The sequence below is a fragment of the Actinomadura latina NBRC 106108 genome, from assembly GCF_001552195.1.
Classification (GTDB): Bacteria; Actinomycetota; Actinomycetes; order Streptosporangiales; family Streptosporangiaceae; genus Spirillospora; species Spirillospora latina.
Genome location: NZ_BCQS01000020.1, coordinates 188,165 through 210,567, shown reverse-complemented (window position 1 = coordinate 210,567; position 22,403 = coordinate 188,165). Strand labels below are relative to the sequence as shown.

The window sequence follows — 22,403 nt, the reverse complement described above, 5'->3', positions numbered from 1 at the left end:
GACGGAGCCGTCCGGGCGGCGGGACGTTCCGGCCGCGCGCCCCGGATCTCGGTGGATCCGGAGCGTGCCCCGCGCGGCCACGCGTACAGTAAGCAGCCGTGCCGGCCCCGCGCCGGCACGGCTGCTGTATTTTTCCGGCACGACCCTGTCGTCCCACAGATCGAGCGATCATTGCCCCCCACTCTCGATCGCCACGTCGTCACGGCGGTCCTCGTCGCGCACGACGGCGCGCGGTGGCTTCCAGAGACACTGAAGGCGCTGCTCACGCAGGCGCGCCCCGCCCAGCGCGTCGTGATCGTGGACACCGGAAGCCGCGACCGCGGGCCCGCCGTCCTCGCCGAGGTCGCCGGCGCGGGCCGGATCCTCACGCTGCCGCGCACGACCGGCTACGGGGAGGCGATCGCGGAGGCGCTCCGGCAGGACGCGGCGTCCGCGCCCGTCCCCGACGACGACCCCGGCAACCCCAGAACCGAGTGGGTCTGGCTGCTGCACGACGACTCGGCGCCCGCCCACGACGCGCTCGCGCAACTGCTGCGGACCGCCGGCACCGACCCGAACATCGCGGTGCTCGGCCCGAAGGTCCGCGACTGGGACGACCGGCGGGTGCTGCGCGAGGTGGGCGTCACCGTGGACGCCGCCGGGCGCCGCGAGCGCGGCCTGGACCGCGACGAGTTCGACCAGGGCCAGCACGACGGCGTCCGGGACGTCCTCGCCGTCGGCAGCGCCGGGATGCTGGTCCGCCGGGACGTGTGGGAGCGGCTCGGCGGCTTCGACGTCGAGTACGGGATCTTCCGCGACGACCTGGACCTCTGCTGGCGGGTGCACGCGGCCGGGGAGCGGGTCGTCACGGCGACCGACGCGGTCGTGTACCACGCGGAGGCGTCCCGGCGCGGGGTCCGCGAGATCGGCATGACGGCGGAGCACCCGGCCCGCCGCGACCGCCGCAACGCGCTGTTCACGCTGCTCGCCAACCAGCCGCTGCCCGCGATGCTGCGGGCGGTCGTCCGCAACGTGTGGGCGTCGCTCCTGCACGCCCTCTACCTGGTGATCACCAAACGGCCGGGCGCGGCGCGCGAGGAGCTGCGCGCCCTCGCCGACGTGCTGCGCGACCCCGGCCGGCTGCGGCGGGCGCGGGCCGCCCGCGCGGACGGCCGGACCCGGGCCCACCGCAGCATCCGGCGCTTCCAGCCGCGCTGGCTGGTGCTGCGCCGCGCCGCCGAGGCGGCCGCGGAGTATCTCGCCGCCCACGAGCACGAACGGGAGGAGGAGGACGTCACGGCGGACGAGCCGGGCCCGATCCGGCGCCTCCTCGCCCGCCCCGGCGTCCTGCTCGTCCTGGCGCTGGCCGCCGTGACGGTCGCCGCCGAACGGTCCCTGCTCACCGCGGCGGGACGGCTCGGCGGCGGTGCGCTCGTCCCGGCGTGGGGCGGCGCGAGCGATCTCTGGGAGCAGTACCTGTCCGGCTGGCATCCGGTCGGGCTCGGCACCGACGCGGGGAGCCCGCCCTATGTCGGCGTCCTCGCGGTGCTGTCGACGGCGCTGTTCGGCAAGCCGTGGCTGGTCGTGTCGATCCTGCTGCTGGGCAGCGTCCCGCTCGCCGGACTCACCGCCTACCGGGCGTCCCGGCTGCTGATCACGGAGTCGCCGCTGACGGGGCGCCGCGCCCGCGCGGCCGCCGGCCGCCGCGTCCCGGTCGCCGCCGTCCGCGCCTGGTTCGCCGCCGCGTACGCGCTGCTGCCCGCAGCGACCGGCGCCATCGCGGGCGGACGGCTCGGCACCGCCGTCGTCCTCGTCCTGCTCCCGCTGATCGGCGTGTACGCCGCCCGCGTCTACGGGTTCCCGCGCTCGGAGGCCGCCCGGTTCGACGCGGCGACGCGGCACAAGCGCGCCGGACGGGCCGCGTGGACGGTCGCGCTGCTGCTCGCCGTCGCGACGGCGTTCGTCCCGCTCGTCTGGCTCATCGCCGTGCTGACGGCCGGGATGGTGTGGGCGCTGCTCGACCGGCCGGGCCACCGGCAGGGCCGCCGCGGCGTCGCCATCGCGCTCGCCGTGCCGCCGCTGCTGATGCTCCCGTGGGCCACCGGCCTCCTGCTGCACCCGTCCCGCCTGCTCGGCGAGGCGGGCCTGCACCGGCGGTTCGAGCCCGCGACCGCCGCCGACCTGCTGACGCTCGACCCGGGCGGGCCGGGCACCCCCGCGCGGTGGGCGGTCGCGGGCCTGCTCGCGGTCGCCGTGCTGGCGCTGCCGCTGCGCAGCCGCCGCGGCAGCGTGCTGGCGGGCTGGCTGCTCGCGGTGTTCGGGCTGCTCGTCGCCGTGCTGACCAGCGCCGCGACCGTCACCAAGGGCGCGGACACGGCGCCGGCCTGGCCCGGCGTGGCGCTGATCGTCGCGGGGGCGGGGGTGCTGCTCGCCGCGGCCGCCGCCGTCCAGCGCGCCGCCGAGGTCCTCGCGGGCAAGCACGTGGTCTACCGGGCCGGCGGGGCGGCCGTGCTGGTCGCCGCGCTCACCGCGCCGCTGCTGTCCGCCGGGCTCTGGGTGGCCGGCGGCGCGGGCGGGCCGCTGGGCAAGGTCGACCCCGACACGGTGCCCCTGTTCCTCCGCGCGCCGGGCGGGCCGCGGACCCTCGTCCTGCACAGGGAGCCCATCGGGCGGGTCTCCTACACGATCGTCAGGGACGACCGTCCGAGGCTGGGCGAATCAGAGGTCCCGGTAGGCGGCGAAGCCCACGAACGCATGGACGACCTCGTGGCGGGCCTGGCGGCGGGACGGGAAGGCGACGACGGGCCCGCGCTGACCCGGATGGGCGTCCAGTACCTCCTTGTGCCGTACCCGCGAAAAGACCCCATCACCAAGGTCTTGGACGCGTCTCCGGAGCTGACCCGCCTGAGCCGTACGGGAACGTTCGCCGTGTGGCGGGTCCAGCCGACGTCCGCACGGATGATGCTTCTGCAAGGCTCCACGGTCACGCCACTGCCGGCAGGCCGGATCAATGCCCGCGTGCAGATCCCGCCGGGCACGGGCAAGCGCACCATGCTCTTGGCCGAGCCCGCCGACGATGGATGGAAGGCCACGCTCAACGGCCGCGAACTCAAGGGGCACACGGTCGACCGCTGGGCGCAGGGCTACGACATCCCCCCGGCCGGAGGCGAGTTCGAGCTGACACGGTCGATGACCATGCGGCACACGTGGATCGTCATTCAGGGCATCGCCGTCCTGCTCGTGGTCGTCCTGGCCCTGCCCGGCGCCCAGGCCGACAACCTGATGTTCAGCGGCGACCGGGAGCGACGCCCCCATGGACGGCGAGGCGGACGGCGAGATGGACGGCGAGGCGGACGGCGCGGACACCGCCGCGCGAACCATGCCCGCGCCCCGCGCGAGCTTGAGGCGCCCCCAGAGCCGGTGAAGGAACCGAGTCCCGAGGAGGTGTCCTGACCCATGGACAAGGTTCTGCGCCTCCTCGGCATGCGCTACGCCACCGCGGCCCTCATGCTCGTGGCCGTCGCCGCCCTCTACGGGGCCGCGACGTTCTCCCGGCCTGGCGAGGCGTCCGAAAAGGGCCGTTCGGCGCCCGTCACCCACGCCGTGATGGTCTGCCCAGGGCACGAGGGCGGACGGGTGGCCGGGCAGTCCCTCTCCCAGAAGGGCGGCGGGCGCGTGGACACGACGCCGACCAAGGGCGGTGCGCCGCTCGCCTCCATGACCTCGCCAGGGCAGGGGTGGAACAAGGACACCAAGTCGGGCGAGGAGTCCTACACCGTCCGCGCCACCGGCGCCATCGCCGCCGGGCTGGAGGCCGAGCAGACCACCCACTGGAGCGGCGGCGCCGACCGCGGCCTCGCCGGCGCCCGCTGCGCGACGCCCGGCACCGACCTGTGGTTCCTGAGCCCCGGCCCCGTCGGGACCGACCAGCTCGACCTCTACTTGACCAACGTCGACGCGCAGCCCGCGTACGTGAACCTCACCGCCCTGTCCGGCGAGGGGCCGCTCGACACCCCGGAGGGGCTCGGCACGCTCGTCCAGCCCTACACCACCAGGATCGTGAAGATCGGCGACTCCGCCGAGGGCCTCGGCGACATCGTGGAGTCCGCCGCCGACCTCGCCCTGCGCGTGCGCACCACCAGCGGACGCGTCGCCGCGTCGCTGCGCGCCCGCATCGGCGAGAAGAAGGGCGTCGAGTGGCTGCCGCAGGCGCGCGAGCCAGCGGCGGCCGTGGTCGTCCCCGGCGTGCCGGGCGGCGACGGGCAGCGCCGGCTGCTCGTCTCCGTCCCCGGCGAGGCCGACGCCCGCATCAGGGTGCAGGTGATCACCTCGGGCGGCGCATTCGCCCCGCAGGGGCAGGACGTCCTGGACGCGCCCGGCAAGACCGTGACGTCCGTTCCGCTCACCGGCGCGCTGTCCGGGAAGGCCGCCGCGGTCCGGCTGGTCGCCGACCGGCCCATCCTCGCGGGCTTCGCCGCCGACCGCGGCGCCGACGTCGCCTACGGCACGGCCACGGCGCCGCTCACCGCGTCCGGCCCCGGCGTCGTCGCCGACAACCGGTTCGACTCGTCGCTGATCCTCACCGCGCCGTCCGGCGCCGCGACCGTGCGGATCGTCACCGTGAGCGCCGCCGGGAGGAGCGCCCCGAAGGACGTCGAGATCCCCGCCGGGCGGACCGTCCAGACGGAGCTGACGTCGCCGGGCAAGGACGGTGCGTCCTACGGGGCCGTGATCACGCCGGCGCCCGGCTCGGCGCCGGTCTACGCGTCCCGCACCCTGTCCAAGGGCAAGGGCGACGGCTACCTGTTCACCGTGCTGCCGATCGTCCCCGCCTTGACGGCCGTCCACCTGCCGGACACCGCCGACTCCCAGACCGCCCTGACGCCCTAGCCGTCGCGGGAGCGCCGCTCAGCCGCCGGGGGATCAGTCGTCGTCGGGGAAGTCGTAGCTCGGGTCCACCGACTCGGGGGAGAGGCCGAGAAGGTCGGCGACCTCCTCGACCAGCAGGTCGCGGACCATGCGGACCTGCTCCGCCTCGCCGGAGGCGCGGGTCTCGATGGGACGGCGGAACACCACGATGCGCACCGGCAGGCCCCCCTCGGCGGGGAGCGTCAGGCCGAGCGGGACGGGGCCCTCGAACCACGGCTCGACGTCCGGCACGTCCTCGACCGCGAACTCCACCCGGGCCAGTTCCGGGCCCCAGCGCTGCGCCAGCCGCCCGGCCTCGTCGTCGACCAGGTCGTCGAACCGCTCCGCGCGGGTCCGGGAGACCGGTGCCTGCGGGGGCGTCAGAGGACCGCGGAGGCCACGACCGTGCCGGTCGCGGCGCCGTACGCCTGCCACACGGGATCGCACGCGTCCAGCCTACCTCTGCCGACGCCGGAGGCCCGCGGGGAGACGCGAGGAACCGCATCACCAGATACCGCACGGTAAGAGTTCGGGTCCATACGGAATGTAGTTGTTACCTCGGAAATCGCCCGGTAACGGCGACACGTGCGCCGGGGTGGTGGCGGAGCCGGTGGGAGGGAGGTACGGTCAGCCATCGTGAGCCCCGTCCGCACCTGCTCCCGCACCGCCTGCAAGGCGCCCGCAGTGTTCACGCTCACGTACGTCTACCGCGACTCCACCGCGGTCCTGGGGCCGCTCGCGACGTACGCGGAGCCGCACTGCTACGACCTGTGCGCGGAGCACTCCGAGCGGCTCACCGCCCCGATGGGGTGGGAACTGGTGCGGCTCCCCGTCGAGGAGGAGACCGAGCCCAGCGCGGACGACCTGGAGGCCCTCGCCGACGCCGTCCGGGAGGCCGCGAGGCCCGCGCCCGGGGCCGGCCAGGAACCGGTCGGGCAGGGCACCGAGGTCGGCCGACGCGGCCACCTGCGGGTGCTGCGCTCCGAGCCCGCCGCCACGCAGCCCGGCCAGGAGTAGCCCCCCGGCGCCGGGGCGGGCCGCGGCCGTCCTTCCCGGTAGGCTCGTGAACCCGGTTTCTCGGGGCACAGGGTCTCTTGGCACATTCGGGCAGGGTTCTGCGGACAGGGAGCAGGCGTGGGCGACCTCGGCAAGATCTTCAAGGCGTACGACATCCGCGGCGTCGTCCCGGACGAGCTCGACCCCGCGATCGCCGAGGCGGCCGGGGCGGCGTTCGTGCGGGTGACGGGGGCGAGCGCGATCGTCACCGCGCACGACATGCGGGACTCGTCCGGCCCGCTGTCCGAGGCGTTCGCGCGGGGCGCCACGTCCCAGGGCGCGGACGTGATCGAGGCCGGGCTCGGCTCCACCGACATGCTGTACTACGCCAGCGGCAGCCTCGACCTGCCGGGCGCCATGTTCACCGCCAGCCACAACCCGGCCAAGTACAACGGGCTGAAGCTGTGCCGCGCCGGGGCCCGCCCCGTCGGCCGCGACACCGGCCTCGGCGAGATCCGCGAGATGATCGAGAACGGCGTGCCCGCCTACGACGGTGAGCCCGGCACCGTGTCGCGGCGGGACGTCCTCAAGGGCTACGCCGAGCACCTGAAGACCCTGGTCGACCTGTCGTCCATCCGTCCGCTGAAGGTCGTCGTGGACGCGGGCAACGGCATGGGCGGGCACACCGTCCCGTCGGTGTTCGAGGGCCTGCCGATCGACCTGGTGCCGATGTACTTCGAGCTGGACGGCACGTTCCCGAACCACGAGGCCAACCCGATCGAGCCGGCGAACCTGCGCGACCTGCAGGCCAGGGTCCGCGAGACGGGCGCCGACATCGGCCTCGCGTTCGACGGCGACGCCGACCGCTGCTTCGTGGTGGACGAGCGCGGTGAGATCGTCGCCCCGTCCGCGGTCACCGCGCTGGTCGCGACGCGGGAGCTGGCCAAGCACCCCGGCTCCTCGATCGTGCACAACCTGATCACGTCCAAGGCCGTCCCGGAGATCATCTCCGAGCACGGCGGGACGCCGGTCCGCACCCGCGTCGGGCACTCGTTCATCAAGCAGACGATGGCGGAGACGGGTGCGGTGTTCGGCGGCGAGCACTCGGCGCACTTCTACTTCCGCGACTTCTGGTTCGCCGACTCCGGCATGCTCGCGGCCATGCACGTCCTCGCGGCCCTCGGGGAGCAGGACGGGCCGCTGTCGCAGCTGCTCGGCGAGTACACCCGCTACGCCGCGTCCGGCGAGATCAACAGCGAGGTCGCCGACCAGGACGCCGCCGCCGCGAACGTCAAGGACGCCTTCGCCGGCCGGCCCGGCGTCGAGATCGACGAGCTGGACGGCCTGACCGTCGGCGACGAGTCCGCCGGATGGTGGTTCAACCTCCGCCCCTCCAACACCGAGCCGCTGCTCCGCCTCAACGCGGAGGCCGGCGACGAGGCGACGATGGCGGCGATCCGCGACGAGGTCCTGGCCCTGGTCAGGGAAAAGTGACGACGGTCAGGAAAAGTGACGACCGGGCCGGGCAAGACCGACTGTAGGGAGAAGTGACGCTGCCATGACGATGAAGCTGGACTCCTGGCTGCTGGAGATCCTCGCCTGCCCGAACTGCGGCGGCGACCTGCGCGCCGACGAGGGCGCGGACGAGCTGGTGTGCACCGGTTCGTGCCGCTACGCCTACCCGGTCCGCGACGACATCCCCGTCCTGCTCGTCGACGAGGCCAGGACCCCCGCCCCGTGACGCGCGAGGGGCGGGAGAGCGCCCCGGGCCGCCGGGCGGGGGCCAGGCCGTGAACGCAGCGCTGGACCCCGCGCGGCTGGAGGACGCCGAGGCGGTGGAGGCGGCCGACCCGGGCGGGATGCTGCGGCAGGTCGCCTCGTCGGCGGCGCAGGTGCGGGAGGCGCAGCGCGCGGCGGCCGAGGCGGGCGTCGCGGCGCTGGCCGAGGACGGCCGGCCGCGCGCGGTCGTCGTCGCCGGGATGGGCGCCGCCGGCGTCGCGGGCGACGTGCTCGCGGCGGTGTGCGGCGCCGGCTGCGCCGTCCCGGTGTTCACGGTGCGCGGCTACCGGCTGCCCGGCTGGGTGGGCGCGGCCGACCTCGTCATCGCGGTGTCCTCCTCGGGGGGCACGGAGGAGACCCTGGAGGTCGCCGCGGAGGCGGCCCGGCGCGGATGCAGGCTCATGTTCGTCGGCGCGGCGGAGTCGCCGCTCGCCGACCTGGCCGCCCGGAGCCGCGGGACGCTCGTCCCCGTCCGGCCGGCGGGGCAGCCGCGTTCGGCGCTGTGGGGCATGGCGGTCCCGCTGCTCATCGCCGCGCGCACGCTGCGGCTGGCGGACGTGCCGGACACGGTGCTGGAGTCCGCGGCGACGCTGCTGGAGGACGTCGCGCACCGCTGCCGTCCGTCCAGCGAGCCGTTCGTCAACCCGGCCAAGCGCATCGCGCTCGATCTCGCCGGCGACGTGCCGTTCGTGTGGGGCTCGTCCGCCGTGGCGACGGCGGCGGCGTACCGGCTGTGCGGCCAGCTCAACGAGAACGCCAAGTACCCGGCGGTCTTCGGCGAGGTGCCGGAGACCGGCCACGGCCAGCTGGCGGTGTTCGACGGCGCCTTCGGGCGCGGCGGTCCCCCGCCCGACCCGGACGACTTCTTCCGCGACCGCGCGGACGAGCCCGAGCACGGCCTGCACCTCCTCGTCCTGCGGGACGTGGCGGAGCACCCGCGGGTGCGCGCGCGGTGCGAGGCGTCCGCCGCGGTGGCGCGCGCACGGGGCGTGGCGGTCACCGAAGTCCGCGCCGAGGGCGAGCACCCCCTGGAGAGAATCGCGACCCTGATCGCCCTGGCGGACTATGTCACGGTTTACTTGGCTATCGCGCTGGGCGTGGATCCTGCGCCGGCGCCTGCCATGGAAGAGCTCGAAGCGAGGATTACGTAGATGAGTGCTGAGGGTGGAACGAAGGCCATCGTCGCCGCGCTGGCCGCCAACCTCGGAATCGCGGCGTCCAAGTTCGTCGCGTTCGTGTTCACGGGTTCGTCGTCGATGCTGGCCGAATCGATCCACTCGGTGGCCGACTCCGGCAACCAGGGGCTGCTGCTGCTCGGCCGCAAGAGGTCCGAGCGCCGCCGGACGCCGCAGCACCCGTTCGGCTACGGCCGCGAGCGCTACTTCTACGCGTTCGTCGTCGCGGTCGTCCTGTTCACCGTCGGTTCGGCGTTCTCGCTGTACGAGGGCTACCACAAGATCTCCCACCCGGAGGAGGTCAAGTCCCCGATCTGGGCGTTCGCGGTGCTGGTCATCGCGATCGGGCTGGAGGCGCTCTCCTTCCGCACCGCGATCAAGGAGTCGAACCAGGTCCGGAACGGCCAGTCGTGGTGGGCGTTCATCCGCCGCGCCAAGGCCCCCGAGCTGCCCGTCGTCCTGCTGGAGGACCTCGCCGCCCTCATCGGCCTGTTCCTCGCGCTGTTCGGCGTCTCGATGGCCGTGGCCACCGGCGACGGCGTCTGGGACGGCGTCGGCACCGTCGCGATCGGCGTGCTGCTCGGCGCGGTCGCGACGATCCTGGCGATCGAGACCAAGAGCCTGCTGATCGGCGAGGGCGCGGACGCCGACACCGAGCGGCGCATCGTCGCGGCGCTGGAGTCGGTGGAGGAGGTCGAGCGCCTCATCCACATGCGGACCGAGTACGTCGGCCCGGAGGAGCTGCTGATCGCCGCGAAGATCGCCGTCCACCACGATGACACGGCCGCGGAGGTGGCCCGCGGCATCGACGCGGCGGAGGCGAGGATCCGGGCGGAGGTGCCGGTGGCGAAGCTGATTTACCTGGAGCCGGCGCTGTTCGAGGCGGCCCTCGGCGAGGGCGCCGCCGCGGCCGGGAAGGCCCCGGAGGCGCCGGCGTCGTCCTGACGGGCGGCCGCCGGCGGAACACGGGACCCCTCGCCGGGCGGCCGGTGCGCTGCCGGCCGAACCCCAGCCCAGGCGAGACCGGCTGTCGCGTCCGCGGAGGCGGACCACGGCCGTCCGGCGAGGTGCTTCCCATGCGTCCCCGCCCGGACCCCTGAAACCGGGCGGTTCTGGTGCGACCGCGGCGGCCTCGCCGAACCCCCTACGTCGGCGGCGGCCACCGTCGCGGTCACGGTTAAGACATTACGTTCGCGGGCCGCACCGGTACGTCCCCCTCAAGGAGGGAACCCGCGTGGTACTCCAGGTGGACCCGCCTCCTCCCTATACATCCGGGCGGTGAGGTGACGGCGCGCCTCAGCGGTCAGTATTGAGGGGTGAGTTCCGATGACAAGGCCCGGACCGGACCCGACCCCGCGGGGTTCGGCCCAGCCGTCGCGCACCACGCGTGGCGGCTGTCCGGCCGGATCGTGGCGGGCGTCGGCCAGCTGCTGCTGTGGATCCTCACCGGGATCGGCACCCTGCTCCGCCCCCTCGCGGCGCGGCTCGGCGCGCGGCTGAACGGCGGCGCCGGACGGCACCCGGCCCCCGGCACGCCCCCGGGCGCCCCTGCGGGCGGTGCGGCGGGGCCCGCGGGCGGGACGGCGCCGCTGCCCCGGTGGCTGAACATCTGGCGGGAGGTCGTCGGCTCCTGGTACTTCGCGCCGCTGACCGGGCTCGCGCTGACGATCGCCGCGCTGGCCGAGCTGGCGCCGCGGGTCGACTCGCCGCTCAGCCTCGCCGGCGGGTTCGCGGTCGCCGCGACGCTCCCGCTCGTCTGGCGCCGGGAGAACCTGCGCCCGGTCGCGGCCGTCGTCCTCAGCGCGGTCGCGGCGAGCCTGCTCACCGGGCAGATCCTGCTGGTCACCACCAGCTTCGCCGCGCTCTACACGCTGTACGCGCTCGGCCGGCAGCTGCCCCGCCAGTCCACCGGCGTCCTCGCGATCGGCAGCGTCGCCACGATCGCGGTCGTCTACCTCGCCGCCGGTACGCTCGACGAGATCCCGTGGCCGGCGCCCATCATCGCCGTCCTCGCCGCCATCGGGCTCGGCGACGCGCGGCGCGTCGTGGAGTCCGCCGGGCGGACGGAGGCCGAGGCCGCCGAGCGCACCAACGAGACCCTCACCCGGCTCACCGCCGTCCAGCGGGAGCAGGCCGTCATGCGGGAGCGCGCCCGCATCGCCCGCGAGCTGCACGACGTCGTCGCGCACTCCGTCTCCATGATCGCGGTGCAGGCGGAGACCGCGCCGTACACGATGGAGAACCTGTCGCCCGAGGCCCGCGCCGGCTACACCGAGATCGCCAAGACGGCGCGCGACGCGCTGGTGGAGATGCGGCGGCTGCTCAGCGTGCTGCGCGCCGACGCCAAGCCAGAGCCGGACGCGGCGAACTCCCCGCAGCCGCGCCTCGACCGGCTGCCCGACCTGATCGACCAGCACCGCGGCGCCGGCGGGCGGGTCGATCTCGCCGTCCACGGCGACCCGCGCGACCTGTCCACGACCATCGAGCTGTCGGCGTACCGGATCGTGCAGGAGGCGCTGACGAACGCGCGGCGGCACGCGCCCGGCGCCGGCGTGCACGTCGACCTGATGTTCCTGCCCGACCGGCTGGCGGTCCGCGTCCGCGACGACGGCGCGTCCGCTCCGACGCAGGTGCTGAACCGGGAGGACCTCGCCTCCCGTACCGCGGTACTGGATCCCGCGGGCCCGACCCTCGAGGATGCCGGCGCGGACGGCCGTACCCGGGTGCAGCCTGCCGAGTCCGGTGGCGGACACGGGCTCGTCGGGATGCGGGAACGTGCGACCATGCTGGGCGGACGGTTCTCCGCCGGCCCGGCCGCCGAGGGCGGGTTCCTGGTGGAGGCCGAGCTTCCGCTGACGAGGGAGGGGAATTCCCACCGTGGACACGGTTCGCAGGCACCGCCCGGCCGTCCCTGACCGCGCGAATCCGGACAGCGCGAATCCGGACAGCGCGAATCCGAACAGCGCCGTCCACTACCCGGCGGGGCGGCGGCCGTGATCAACGTGCTGATCGTCGACGACCAGACGATCGTGCGGGCGGGGTTCGCCGCGCTGCTCGCCGCGCAGGACGACATCACCGTCGTCGGCGAGGCCGGCGACGGCCGCGAGGCGGTCCGGATCGCCGAGCGCAGCCGTCCCGACGTCGTCGTCATGGACATCCGCATGCCCGGCATGGACGGCATCGAGGCGACCCGCCGCATCCTCGCCCTGCCCGGCGCCGAGAGCGTCCGGGTGCTGGTCCTCACGACGTTCGACGTGGACGAGTACGTCTACGACGCGCTCGCCGTCGGCGCCAGCGGCTTCCTGCTGAAGGACGCGACCGCCGACGAGCTGGTGTCCGCCGTCCGGGTGGTGGCGCGCGGCGACTCGCTGCTGGCCCCGCAGGTGACCGGGCGGCTCGTCCGCGAGTTCACCAAGCAGCGCCGGAACCGTCCGCAGGCCCCGGCGGCGCTGGCGACGCTGACCGCGCGGGAGACGGAGGTCCTGGTGCTGATCGCGGGCGGCCTGTCCAACGCGGAGATCGCCCGGCGCCTCGTCGTCAGCGAGCACACCGTGAAGACGCACGTGGCGCGCGTCTTCACCAAGCTCGGCCTGCGCGACCGCGCGCAGGCCGTGATGCTCGCCTACGAGTCCGGCGTGGTCGTGCCGGGGGAGAACGCCGCGAACTAGCCGGGTCAGCGCCGCCGCAGCAGGCGCATCGCCTTCTCCTTCTCGAAGTCTAGGGCGCGGGCCGGGGGCGCGGACAGCCGTCCGATGCGCTCGCCCAGTTCCCGCACGTGCGCCTGCACCTGGGGCTCGGCCAGGACGCGCAGCCCGAACGCCAGCTCGGCCGGGCCGATGTCGTAGCGCTTCTCCAGCGCCAGGGCGAGCGCGACGGCCCGCAGCTCGGCCTCCCCGAACCGCCGGTGGCCGCCCCCGCGCAGCGCCCCGTCCCGGGTGGCGGGCAGCAGCCCGAGCGCCTCCCGGTAGCGAAGCATGCGGGGCGAGGTGCCGAGCCGCCGGGCGGCCTCCGTGATACGCATGGCCCAATTCTGACAAATCAGTGTCAGAAAGTCGCCTCCGACCGTGCCTTCGGCCACCGCGCGCCCGTAGACTCGCGGCGTTGACGCGGTCCCACGGGCCCGTCAAGCACTCGCGTACCGGCCCGCAGACGCGGACGGCGCCGCCTTAGACCAAGGGAGCAACGAAAGCATGGACTACAAGGTCGCCGACCTGTCGCTGGCCGACTTCGGGCGCCGGGAGATCCGGCTCGCCGAGCACGAGATGCCGGGCCTGATGGCGGTGCGCGAGGAGTACTCCGCCGCCAAGCCGCTGCGCGGCGCCAGGATCATGGGCTCGCTGCACATGACGATCCAGACGGCCGTGCTGATCGAGACGCTGGTCGACCTCGGCGCCGACGTCCGCTGGGTCTCCTGCAACATCTTCTCCACCCAGGACCACGCCGCCGCCGCGGTCGTCGTCGGCCGGGACGGCACCGTCGACGACCCGAAGGGCGTCCCGGTGTTCGCCTGGAAGGGGGAGACCCTCGAAGAGTACTGGTGGTGCACCGACCAGGCTCTCCAGTGGCCGGATGGCACCGGCCCGAACATGATCCTCGACGACGGCGGCGACGCCACCATGCTCGTCCTCAAGGGCGTCGAGTATGAGAAGGCGGGCGCCGTGCCGAGCGCCACCGAGGACGACCCCGAGGAGTGGGGCATCGTCCTCGACACGCTGCGCCGCACGATCGCCGAGAAGCCCGGCCGCTGGACCGAGACCTCCGCCGCGATCAAGGGCGTCACCGAGGAGACCACCACCGGCGTCCACCGCCTGTACGAGATGGCGAAGGCCGGCACGCTCGCCTTCCCGGCGATCAACGTCAACGACTCGGTCACCAAGTCGAAGTTCGACAACAAGTACGGCTGCCGGCACTCCGTCATCGACGGCCTGAACCGCGCCACCGACGTGCTGATCGGCGGCAAGGTCGCCGTCGTGTGCGGCTACGGCGACGTCGGCAAGGGCTGCGCCGACGCCCTCAAGGGCCAGGGCGCCCGCGTGATCGTCACCGAGATCGACCCCATCTGCGCCCTCCAGGCCGCGATGGACGGCTTCCAGGTCACCACCCTGGACGACATCGTCGACAAGGCCGACATCTTCGTCACGACCACCGGCAACTTCAACATCATCACGGCCGGCCACATGGCCCGGATGAAGCACCAGGCGATCGTCTCCAACATCGGCCACTTCGACAACGAGATCGACATGGCGGGCCTCGCCAAGATCGACGGCATCGAGAAGATCGAGATCAAGCCGCAGGTGCACGAGTGGCGCTTCCCCGACGGCCACTCCATCCTCGTCCTCGCCGAGGGCCGCCTGATGAACCTCGGCTGCGCCACCGGCCACCCGTCGTTCGTGATGTCCAACTCGTTCACGAACCAGGTCATCGCGCAGATCGAGCTGTTCACCAAGACCGACGAGTACCCGATCGGTGTCTACGTCCTGCCGAAGCACCTGGACGAGAAGGTCGCCCGCCTCCACCTCGACGCCCTCGGCGTCAAGCTCACCGAACTCACCAAGGAGCAGGCCGCCTACATCGGCGTCCACGTGGAGGGCCCCTACAAGCCCGACCACTACCGGTACTGAACCGCGGTGCGTTGACTTGCGGCGTGTTGCCCTTATCGCCGGCCGCATAAGGGCAACACGCCGCAAGTCAACGAGGGCCGGGCGTGCGGATGAGGGAGTTCATGAGCGATATCGCGGACGGTTCGCTGGCGTACGAGGGGGTCAAGCGGATCGGGTGGGCCGAGCGGAGCATGCCCGTGCTGCGGCAGATCCGGGAGCGGTTCGCCGAGGAGCGGCCGCTGGACGGGTTCAAGGTCGCGGCCTGCATGCATGTCACGACCGAGACCGCGGGACTCATTCGCACGCTGCAGGCCGGCGGGGCCAGTGTCGCGCTGGCGGCGTCCAATCCGCTCTCCACGCAGGACGACACCGCGGCGGCGCTCGTGCACGAGTACGGGGCCGAGGTCTTCGCGCGGGCGGGGACCGACCGTGAGAGCTACTACGCCCATATCCACCAGGCGCTGGAGACCGGGCCCGACTTCGTGCTGGACGACGGGTGCGACCTCGTCAACACGCTCCACATCGACCGGACCGATCTGCTCGGCACGGTCAAGGCCGGGTGCGAGCAGACGACGACCGGTGTGATCCGGCTGCACCAGATGGCGCTCGAGGGGGCGCTCAAGTTCCCCATGGTCGCGGTCAACGACACCGACACCAAGCACATGTTCGACAACCGCTACGGGACCGGCCAGTCGACGCTGGACGGAATCGTGCGCGCGACGAACACGCTGCTGGCCGGCAAGACCATCGTCATCGCCGGCTTCGGCTACTGCGGGCGCGGCCTGGCCGAGCGGGCCCGCGGCCTGGGCGCGCGTGTGGTCGTCACTGAGATCGACCCGGTCAAGGCGCTCGACGCCGCGTTGCAGGGGTTCGCCGTTCTGCCCATGGCACAGGCCGCTGTCGAGGGCGACGTCTTCATCACCGTCACGGGGAACCGCGACGTCGTGAACGGTGACCACCTCGCGGTGATGAAGGACGGCGCCATCCTCGCGAACTCCGGGCACTTCGACGTCGAGATCGACGTCCGGGCGCTGAGCGAGATGGCGGTCGAGGTGCACCGCGGGATCAGGCCGCAGACGGACGAGTACGTGCTGGCCGACGGCCGCCGCCTCGTCCTGCTCGCCGAAGGGCGTCTCGTGAACCTGGCCGCCGCGGAGGGGCATCCGGCGGCCGTCATGGACATGTCGTTCGCCGACCAGGCGCTCACGTGCGCGTGGCTCGCGAAGTCGCACGCGACGCTGCCGCCCGCCGTCCACGAGGTGCCCAAGGAGATCGACACGGAGGTGGCCCGGCTGAAGCTGGCGTCGATGTCCATCTCCATCGACCTGCTGACCCCGGACCAGGAGGACTACCTGCACTCCTGGCGCATCGGCTCCTGATGCCCGCCGGGACGTACCTGCATCTCGGCGAGGGGCTGGCGGAGCGCTTCCAGTGCGCGCCCGGCCCCGGCGGGTGGCGCTACACCTCCCGGCGGGACGACGGCGTCCGCGTCGACCTGGTCGTGGACGCGCGGTGGCGGCAGATCCGCGTCGAACTCGTCACGCCCGGCTGGTGGCTGCGCGGCGGCCTGACCGGGCCCGAACTGGCGTGGGTGCGCGCGGCCGGCGAGACGGCCACGGAGCATGGCGAGCGGGCGGCGGGGTTCGTGTCCGATTCGCCGGGCTTTCTCGTCGCGATCGCCCATGCGCTGGAGCTGGACGAGGGCGTGCAGACGGATGTCCGCCTCGTCCAGGTGAGCGGGGCGTCGCTGTCGGCGCTGACGACCCTGTGGCGCTGGCGCCGCGCCGGGACGTCCACCTACGAGACCGAGACGGCGCCCCTGCCCGTCCAGGAGTACGAGGTCACCGACCTGGCCACGGGCGAAGTGGAGACGATCCACGTCGCCGGCGACGTCCTGCTGGCCGGGCCCGGCATCGAACTGACCGACCTGGAGTCCCCGCCCAACCTCCGCCCGTGACGCGGGCGGGCCATCCGCCGAACGACGCGCGTTGATGATGCGGATTCGGTAGTTTTTGTCTCCTTCGTGATCAAGGAGGCGGACATGCAGGGCCAGGGACAGGCACCGGACGGGCCGGAGCAGCAGGGGAGCCCCGCGCCGCCGCCCGGCCCGCGGTTCGCACCGCCGGGCGGCGCGATCCCGCCACCCGGCGGCGCCCCGCCGGCCGGCAGGAAGCCGTCGCCGCTCGTCTGGGTGGTGGTCGCCGCCGCGGTGGTCTTCTTCGTGGGCGCCACCGCGTTCATGCTCGTGAAGGGGGGCGGCGGGGAGACCGGCCCGGTGAAGGCCGAGCAGTGCGTCGACAAGGGCTTCGGGATGGGCGACGGGAACCGCATCCCTGCGAGCCTCAGAGTGAGCTGCGACGACGCCGCGGCCAAGGCCAAGGTGGTCAAGATCACCGGTGAGGGCGAGGCGTCCGGCTTCACCATGACGTCCCGGTCCGAGCCGGACTGCCCCGACCGGACGGACGGCGTCACCAACGTCCGCGGCAAGGACACCGACAAGCACTACTACGAGGCGTGCGTGCGCAACCTCAAGGACCCGCACCCGGGCGACCCCGGCGCGGGCGGCGCGTTCCTGTCCGCCGGCGACTGCGTGAGCAGCGGCTCGATCGGCTTCGGCAAGGAGCAGGCGTGCGCCAGGCCGAACTGGTACGGCAAGATCATCGCGCGGGTCGACGCGGAGGCGTCCTGCCCGGCGAAGACGCTTGAGGTCATGAAGATGCGGTCGTTCGGCGGCGGCGACCTCGCCCGGCCGGTGCTGTGCCTCGGCCCCGGCGGCGGCGTCCTCGCGGCCGGCGACTGCATCCGGGACCCGTCGTTCAACGTCGGCGACCTCGGCAAGGCCGACTGCGGCTCCAGCGAGGCGATCGCCAAGATCGTCGGCCGCGTGAAGAACCAGCGGGAGTGCCCGGACGAGGCCACGAACTACCTGACCAGCAAGGGCGCGTACCTGCCGGTGCTGTGCTTGAAGAAGCTCCGCCCGACCCTCAACGAGCGCCTCCGCTCCCTCCCGGGCTGAGGCCTCACCGCGACAACGCCGCCCGCCGCATCGGGGTCGGTCGAGGTGACCTTCGGAGTGGCGGGTAACCACTACCTGAGCCCTTGCAGGCGGCGGGGCCGTAAGGAGTCCTGGTGCATGTCGGGGATGACGTGCATCCCCTGCTCGCGATACCAGGCCACATGTTCCGCGGCATCGTCCAGATACCCGTCGTCGTAACGGCTGGGCGCAGGCTCGACGCTCTTCCACTGGATCAGGTAGCGGACGGAGTTGGAGCCAAGCGTGCCGTGTTGAGCCCGTGCAGGAGACGAGCGTCCGGCGCGGACGCCGAAGCGTACCGTGGCAATTCGCCGCCTACAATGGCAAAGAGTCTTGAATGCGTACTTATGGCATTGATAATTCGTGCTGCGAATCGACGCGTTCCTTCACTGGATATCGTGCATACTGAGGCGCGGAGCTGATCTGGTGGTGGAGGCGATTTATGGGGTTTGATCCCACCTGGGCAATACTCGGCCTGGCTTTGGCCGACTTCGGGCGGCAGGTCGTTTTCCCGCGAGCGCGGGCGACCACGGCGGACCGCGTGGTTCGCTCCCGCGAGCTTCTGCTCGAACGACAAAGGGAAGTGAATGTCCTCCGCGGCATCCTCCAGATACTAGGTGATCTGGACATGTCGTCCGATATCGATAAAATGCATGTCCATGTCTCGGGTACGACCGAGCAGATCCAAGCGCTGTGGCACTACTGGGTGCATGTCGGGGGTGATCGCACGAAGCACCAACTGAGGGCTGCAGTCTGCACTCGGCTGGCCGAGATTGCGGCGATGGCATGAGCGACGACGAAAGCGATCCGGAGGCCCCGGTCGATGCCGAAAATCTCCGGCCGCGGCTGCGTGCCCGTCTGAACAGATTCATGCTGGCACCGACCAGTCGCAACACCAGGAGCCTGCGCTGGGCGGCGCGCTTATATCTTCTGAGGGCGAAGATCCGGCTCCGGGTTGGAAAAATTCTGCCCTATGTCCACTACTCAATGGGTGCATCCATTGTTTTTCTGGCGCTTATCGGCTATGCGATACTCAAGGCGTTTGAGTTGATCGTATGTCCGGCGCATTGTTCGAGTGTCGAAGCTGCGCCTCGGCTGCCACGCCAAGACGAGGCGCATGCTGTCAACTCGGCGGCTCAGCCCCTTCGTCCAAGGGATGCCGCCATTCCGTTCTCGCACTCGCTGAGCAAGGAAGACGAGAACAGCCAGAGTTTTACTGGTGTGCATTGGCTCGGTGTGTCCGTGGGTGGCGGGCAGGCAGCGCTGGACGTACGGTGCCCCTTGTTCGGGCTCGCCCTGTGCGGCGACGCCGACCAGCCCATTAGTGCACGCCTGGTGTTGTCCATTTCCTTCAATGTGGTGGGCCTGGGCATGGCCGAAGTCGAGGTCGCCCCCGTCGCCACGACTTTCGCGATCTCACCGGTGCGGGAAGGCTTGCTCATCGTCGGTAATACTGCGCAAAGCAACGAGAAGGGACCCTTCCGCGAAATCAGTGGGCGACTCATGGATGCAGGTCGCACTGACCGGGAGAAGAACCACAAGCTTCATAGGGGCTCCGCGGATCTCCTAGCCGGCTCCCCGGGGCTCCGGGGCCCCAGTGACCAGGATCCGCTTGGTCATGCCGCGATAGCACCCACTCAGCCCACACCGACCGTCCATCTTGCGGTGAAGGCCGGAGACCTTGGGCTGCTGAAGCTTGATGGACGCCCTGGCCTGCAATAGATGCTGAAGTCCGCGGTCACCGTGGACCCGGTTGCGGGTACGTGCCCGCAACCGGGGGCGGGGTGTTGAGGACTTCTTGGTAGGGGCCCGAGCCGTAGTCGGCGGGCGGCAGGAACCGCGGCTGGCCCGGGACGGGGGCGCTGAACGGCGGCGGCGCCGGCGGGCCCGGCCGGTAGGGGCCGGTCATCGGCGGACCCGCCACGGCCATCGCCGGAACGGGCGCCGGGCCGGGGCCCCACGCGGGCAGGCCGAGGCGGCGCATGCGGCGGGCGCGGCGCTCGGCGAGCCGGATCTCCTCGCGGTGCCGGCGCTCCGCGAGGACCGCCGACAGCAGGATCTCCGGCCGCACCCCCGGCGGCGGGGGCGGGCTGATCACCTCGACGACCTGGGAGGCGATCCGCTGGCCCAGCGAGTCCCGCACTTCGGGGAGCAGCTCCCAGAACCGCGACAGGTACTGCCGCGCCGTCATCGCCAGCTCGTCCGACAGCATCGAGATCTCCAGCGTGCGCGCCCACCAGGCGAGCTGCGGCGGCATCACCGCGACCGGGCCGAAGAGCACCAGCGCCGGGGCGCGCTCCTGGATGACGATCGTCCCGGCGAACAGGTCGCCGAGCCGCTTGCCGCGCCGGTTGCAGAACGAGGTGATCAGCGCGGGGGAGCCGTAGAACGTCCAGAACTCGATCACTCCGGCCAGCGCCCGGACGAGCGCCTGCCGGAACCGGACCGGCCCGCCGTCGTCGCCGACGACGCGCAGCCCCACGGCCATCTTGCCGAGCGTCCGGCCCCGCAGCAGCGTCTCGAACACGCACGGGTAGCCGACGAGGACGGCGACCGTGCCGAGCAGCGACAGCCCCACCGTCCACGCGTCGTCCGCGACGAGCGAGGTCATCGCCGTGACGTAGATGACGAGGTAGAGCATCACCGCTTGGAAGACCAGGTCGAGCAGGAAGGCGCAGCCACGGCTGGCCGACCGCGCGACCCGGATGTCGAGCGCGACGGCCTCGCCGGTGACGAGTTCGGCCATGTCCTGATCCTCCAGTGCCGGGGGTAAGTCCATTTTGCCGGTTCGGTAGGGCAACACGTTAGTCTCACCGGGTGGACGTCGACGCCTATGTGACCGCGCACAACGCCGACTGGCTGCGGCTCGAGCACCTCATCAACCGCGGCCGCAGGCTGACCGGCGCCGAAGCGGACGAACTGGTGGAGCTGTACCAGCGGACCGCGACGCACCTGTCCGTCGTCCGATCGAGTTCGCCGGACCCGCAGCTGGTGGGCCGGCTGTCGTCGCTCGTGGCGCGCGGCAGGGCCGCGGTGGCGGGCGCCCACGCGCCCCTCTGGCGGGACGTCACCCGCTTCGCGACGGTGTCGTTCCCGGCCGCCGCGTACCGGATGAAGTGGTGGTGGCTCGGCAACGCCGTCCTCGGCAACCTGCTCGCCCTCGCGCTGGCGATCTGGGTGGTGCACAGCCCGGAAGTCCAGGCGAGCATCGCGACGCCGGACGAGATCCGGGAGCTGGTCGACCACGACTTCGCGAACTACTACACCGAGCATTCTGCGGCGTCGTTCGCGTTCCAGGTGTGGGTGAACAACGCGTGGGTGTCTGCGATCGCGCTGATGTTCGGGATCCTGCTCGGCATCCCGACCGTGGTCGTGCTGCTGACGAACCAGGTCAACCTCGGGCTGATCGGCGGGCTGATGTTCGCCAACGGCAAGGGCGCCGTGTTCTTCGGGCTGATCCTCCCGCACGGCCTGCTGGAGCTCACCGCCGTGTACCTCGCCTGCGCGGGCGGCCTGAAGCTCGGCTGGACGATCGTCGACCCCGGCCCGCGCCGCCGCGGCCAGGCCCTCGCCGAAGAGGGACGCGCCGCCGTCAGCATCGCCCTCGGGCTCATCGCGGCGCTGCTGGTCTCCGGCCTCATCGAGGGCTTCGTGACCGGCTGGGTCCACATCACCTGGCTGCGCATCGCCATCGGCGTCGTCGCGGAGGTCGCGTTCCTCAGCTACGTGATCGTCCTCGGCCGCCGCGCCACGCGCCGGGGCGAGACCGGCGACGCCGAACTCCGCCCCGACACCGCCCCCGTCGCGGGCTGACTCGTCGCTCAAAGGCGTCCTGAGGTTTTGGACGGCCCGTCCAGGTTTCCCGCCTTGACATCGCGCACGAGGCTCCGGAAGGTCTCCCGCGAGAGCGCGAACACCGGCCCGTGCGGATCCTTGCTGTCCCGCATGCCTACTGCACTGTGAAGCTGCGCCAGCTCAACACACGCCCCGCCTTCGGACGTGCTCCTACTCGCCTTGCGCCACTTGATCATGCGTGGGACCTCATCGCTTCTTCGATCATTTCACGGCTGTCTACCGTGTTTGAGGCTAGATCACTGATTTGCTCCATGCGTCGGGCGTAGCGTTCCACGCGGTCCGGGTCCAGGACGAGCCGCCCGACCATGCCGGGGGCTTCTGCGAACGCCATGTCAGCCCCCACGGTGAGGAGCTGGCACGACCCGTCGTGGCCGATGTGCCATCCCATGTGTCGACCGACAACGCGCACGCTGACGCCCGGACGCTCGGCAAGGGTCAGAATATGCGCGAGCTGCTCCGCCATGATCCGGCCATCGCCAGGCGCGGAGACGAGGGCCGTCCACGACAGGAGAGCGGAGACGCGCGGAGGGTCCGGGCGGTCCCACACGGAGGTCTGCCGTTCGAGCCGCGTTGCGAGCGCCTTCTCCACATCCGCGAGAAGCCCCGCCGCGTGCGCTCGTTCGAACGTGGCCCGTGCATAGTCCGGCGTCTGCCACAGCCCAGGGATGGCTCCGAGGTCCCACGTACGGATGCGGGTCGCCGTAGCTTCGTACGTCGCCAGAGACGTAAGCCAATCGTCGTCAGGACGCGCAAGTGCGTGGGCCACGAGATGCGTGAGCAGCCCCCGCAGTTGCCACAAATTGTCAAGGGTTGCGGCATGTTTCGGAGAAAGGCGACGTGTCCCATTAACCAGTCGGGTGACGTGAGCGCGCGAACAGTCCAAATGTTCCGATATGCGCGCTTGGGACGTGCTCTGAACATAGATCTGCCTGCGCAACTCCACCGCGATCAGATCCCAGAGTGAGCGCGCCGGCTCCAGCGTTCGTCGCTTGTGTTCCCGCTGGCCGATGGTGGGTTTCTGCTGGGTAACCGGCTTCCCTGGATGCATGATTTCATGATCTCATTCGTTGACCGACG

At 72.1% G+C, this 22,403-nt stretch carries 22 protein-coding genes; 16 read left to right on the top strand and 6 right to left on the bottom strand.

Translation table 11 applies throughout. The features are described from left to right. The first annotated feature begins 171 nt into the window (after positions 1–171). Both AL2_RS25760 and AL2_RS25755 read left to right on the top strand, forming a co-directional pair. Positions 172–3,432 carry a glycosyltransferase family 2 protein gene (locus tag AL2_RS25760; RefSeq protein WP_067637850.1) on the top strand — a complete coding sequence of 1,087 codons (3,261 nt, stop codon included), beginning with the start codon at positions 172–174 and terminating at the stop codon, positions 3,430–3,432. Positions 3,433–3,435: 3 nt separating this feature from the next. Then, entirely contained in the window at positions 3,436–4,869 is a 1,434-nt protein-coding gene (locus AL2_RS25755; RefSeq protein WP_067637849.1) for a DUF5719 family protein, read from the top strand. A 33-nt stretch (positions 4,870–4,902) separates the two neighbouring features. Here AL2_RS25755 and AL2_RS25750 read toward each other — a convergent pair whose 3' ends face one another. After that, a complete protein-coding gene (locus tag AL2_RS25750) occupies positions 4,903–5,334 on the bottom strand; it encodes a metallopeptidase family protein (RefSeq protein ID WP_245666913.1) in 432 nt (143 codons plus the stop codon). Between the two features lie 189 nt (positions 5,335–5,523). Between AL2_RS25750 and AL2_RS25745 the strand changes: the two genes are divergently transcribed. The 7 genes from AL2_RS25745 to AL2_RS25715 all read left to right on the top strand — a co-directional run bounded on the left by AL2_RS25745 (position 5,524) and on the right by AL2_RS25715 (position 12,505). Continuing rightward, the gene (locus AL2_RS25745; protein ID WP_067637846.1) at positions 5,524–5,904 is read left to right on the top strand and encodes a DUF3499 domain-containing protein; all 381 of its coding nucleotides are present in this window, start codon (positions 5,524–5,526) and stop codon (positions 5,902–5,904) included. A gap of 117 nt (positions 5,905–6,021) precedes the next feature. Continuing rightward, positions 6,022–7,377 (top strand): phosphomannomutase/phosphoglucomutase, encoded by a 1,356-nt coding sequence (locus AL2_RS25740; RefSeq protein ID WP_067637845.1) that lies wholly within the window; start codon positions 6,022–6,024, stop codon positions 7,375–7,377. 64 nt (positions 7,378–7,441) lie between these two features. Then, on the top strand, positions 7,442–7,624 hold the full coding sequence (locus AL2_RS25735; RefSeq protein WP_067637843.1) for a Trm112 family protein: 183 nt from the start codon (positions 7,442–7,444) through the stop codon (positions 7,622–7,624). 49 nt (positions 7,625–7,673) lie between these two features. Further along, positions 7,674–8,813 (top strand): SIS domain-containing protein, encoded by a 1,140-nt coding sequence (locus tag AL2_RS25730; RefSeq protein WP_067637841.1) that lies wholly within the window; start codon positions 7,674–7,676, stop codon positions 8,811–8,813. Beyond that, on the top strand, positions 8,814–9,782 hold the full coding sequence (locus AL2_RS25725; protein ID WP_067637838.1) for a cation diffusion facilitator family transporter: 969 nt from the start codon (positions 8,814–8,816) through the stop codon (positions 9,780–9,782). Positions 9,783–10,153: 371 nt separating this feature from the next. Beyond that, positions 10,154–11,752: a sensor histidine kinase gene (locus tag AL2_RS38680; RefSeq protein ID WP_067637837.1), complete on the top strand. Its 1,599-nt coding sequence runs from the start codon at positions 10,154–10,156 to the stop codon at positions 11,750–11,752. A gap of 78 nt (positions 11,753–11,830) precedes the next feature. After that, on the top strand, positions 11,831–12,505 hold the full coding sequence (locus AL2_RS25715; RefSeq protein WP_067637833.1) for a response regulator transcription factor: 675 nt from the start codon (positions 11,831–11,833) through the stop codon (positions 12,503–12,505). Positions 12,506–12,510: 5 nt separating this feature from the next. Here AL2_RS25715 and AL2_RS25710 read toward each other — a convergent pair whose 3' ends face one another. After that, complete coding sequence (locus AL2_RS25710) at positions 12,511–12,858, bottom strand: MerR family transcriptional regulator (protein WP_067637831.1); 348 nt, start codon at positions 12,856–12,858, stop codon at positions 12,511–12,513. 169 nt (positions 12,859–13,027) lie between these two features. Between AL2_RS25710 and ahcY (AL2_RS25705) the strand changes: the two genes are divergently transcribed. The 4 genes from ahcY (AL2_RS25705) to AL2_RS25690 all read left to right on the top strand — a co-directional run bounded on the left by ahcY (AL2_RS25705) (position 13,028) and on the right by AL2_RS25690 (position 17,453). Next, a complete protein-coding gene (gene ahcY / locus AL2_RS25705; RefSeq protein WP_067637829.1) occupies positions 13,028–14,458 on the top strand; it encodes an adenosylhomocysteinase in 1,431 nt (476 codons plus the stop codon). A 101-nt stretch (positions 14,459–14,559) separates the two neighbouring features. Next, a complete protein-coding gene (ahcY, locus tag AL2_RS25700; RefSeq protein ID WP_157438363.1) occupies positions 14,560–15,816 on the top strand; it encodes an adenosylhomocysteinase in 1,257 nt (418 codons plus the stop codon). Next, a complete protein-coding gene (locus AL2_RS25695) occupies positions 15,816–16,394 on the top strand; it encodes a hypothetical protein (RefSeq protein ID WP_067637824.1) in 579 nt (192 codons plus the stop codon). The genes ahcY (AL2_RS25700) and AL2_RS25695 overlap by 1 nt, the downstream gene beginning before the upstream one ends. 84 nt (positions 16,395–16,478) lie before the next feature. Beyond that, complete coding sequence (locus tag AL2_RS25690) at positions 16,479–17,453, top strand: LppU/SCO3897 family protein (protein WP_157438362.1); 975 nt, start codon at positions 16,479–16,481, stop codon at positions 17,451–17,453. Positions 17,454–17,524: 71 nt separating this feature from the next. Here AL2_RS25690 and AL2_RS39855 read toward each other — a convergent pair whose 3' ends face one another. Further along, positions 17,525–17,779: a cellulase family glycosylhydrolase gene (locus tag AL2_RS39855; protein WP_281181616.1), complete on the bottom strand. Its 255-nt coding sequence runs from the start codon at positions 17,777–17,779 to the stop codon at positions 17,525–17,527. A gap of 134 nt (positions 17,780–17,913) precedes the next feature. Between AL2_RS39855 and AL2_RS25685 the strand changes: the two genes are divergently transcribed. Further along, entirely contained in the window at positions 17,914–18,261 is a 348-nt protein-coding gene (locus AL2_RS25685; protein WP_067637820.1) for a hypothetical protein, read from the top strand. Continuing rightward, positions 18,258–19,193: a hypothetical protein gene (locus AL2_RS37695; RefSeq protein WP_157438361.1), complete on the top strand. Its 936-nt coding sequence runs from the start codon at positions 18,258–18,260 to the stop codon at positions 19,191–19,193. The genes AL2_RS25685 and AL2_RS37695 overlap by 4 nt, the downstream gene beginning before the upstream one ends. Before the next feature lie 16 nt (positions 19,194–19,209). On the opposite strand, the gene AL2_RS25680 is transcribed toward AL2_RS37695, so the two are convergent. Then, on the bottom strand, positions 19,210–20,217 hold the full coding sequence (locus AL2_RS25680) for an RDD family protein (RefSeq protein ID WP_067637818.1): 1,008 nt from the start codon (positions 20,215–20,217) through the stop codon (positions 19,210–19,212). A gap of 71 nt (positions 20,218–20,288) precedes the next feature. Here AL2_RS25680 and AL2_RS25675 point away from each other — a divergent pair, with 71 nt between their 5' ends. Next, on the top strand, positions 20,289–21,284 hold the full coding sequence (locus AL2_RS25675) for a stage II sporulation protein M (protein ID WP_067637816.1): 996 nt from the start codon (positions 20,289–20,291) through the stop codon (positions 21,282–21,284). A gap of 8 nt (positions 21,285–21,292) precedes the next feature. Here AL2_RS25675 and AL2_RS36760 read toward each other — a convergent pair whose 3' ends face one another. Both AL2_RS36760 and AL2_RS25670 read right to left on the bottom strand, forming a co-directional pair. Beyond that, positions 21,293–21,502 carry a DUF397 domain-containing protein gene (locus AL2_RS36760; protein WP_083946901.1) on the bottom strand — a complete coding sequence of 70 codons (210 nt, stop codon included), beginning with the start codon at positions 21,500–21,502 and terminating at the stop codon, positions 21,293–21,295. Further along, a complete protein-coding gene (locus AL2_RS25670) occupies positions 21,499–22,374 on the bottom strand; it encodes a DUF5753 domain-containing protein (protein WP_157438360.1) in 876 nt (291 codons plus the stop codon). Before AL2_RS25670 ends, AL2_RS36760 begins: the two co-directional genes overlap by 4 nt. Between the last annotated feature and the right edge of the window lie 29 nt (positions 22,375–22,403).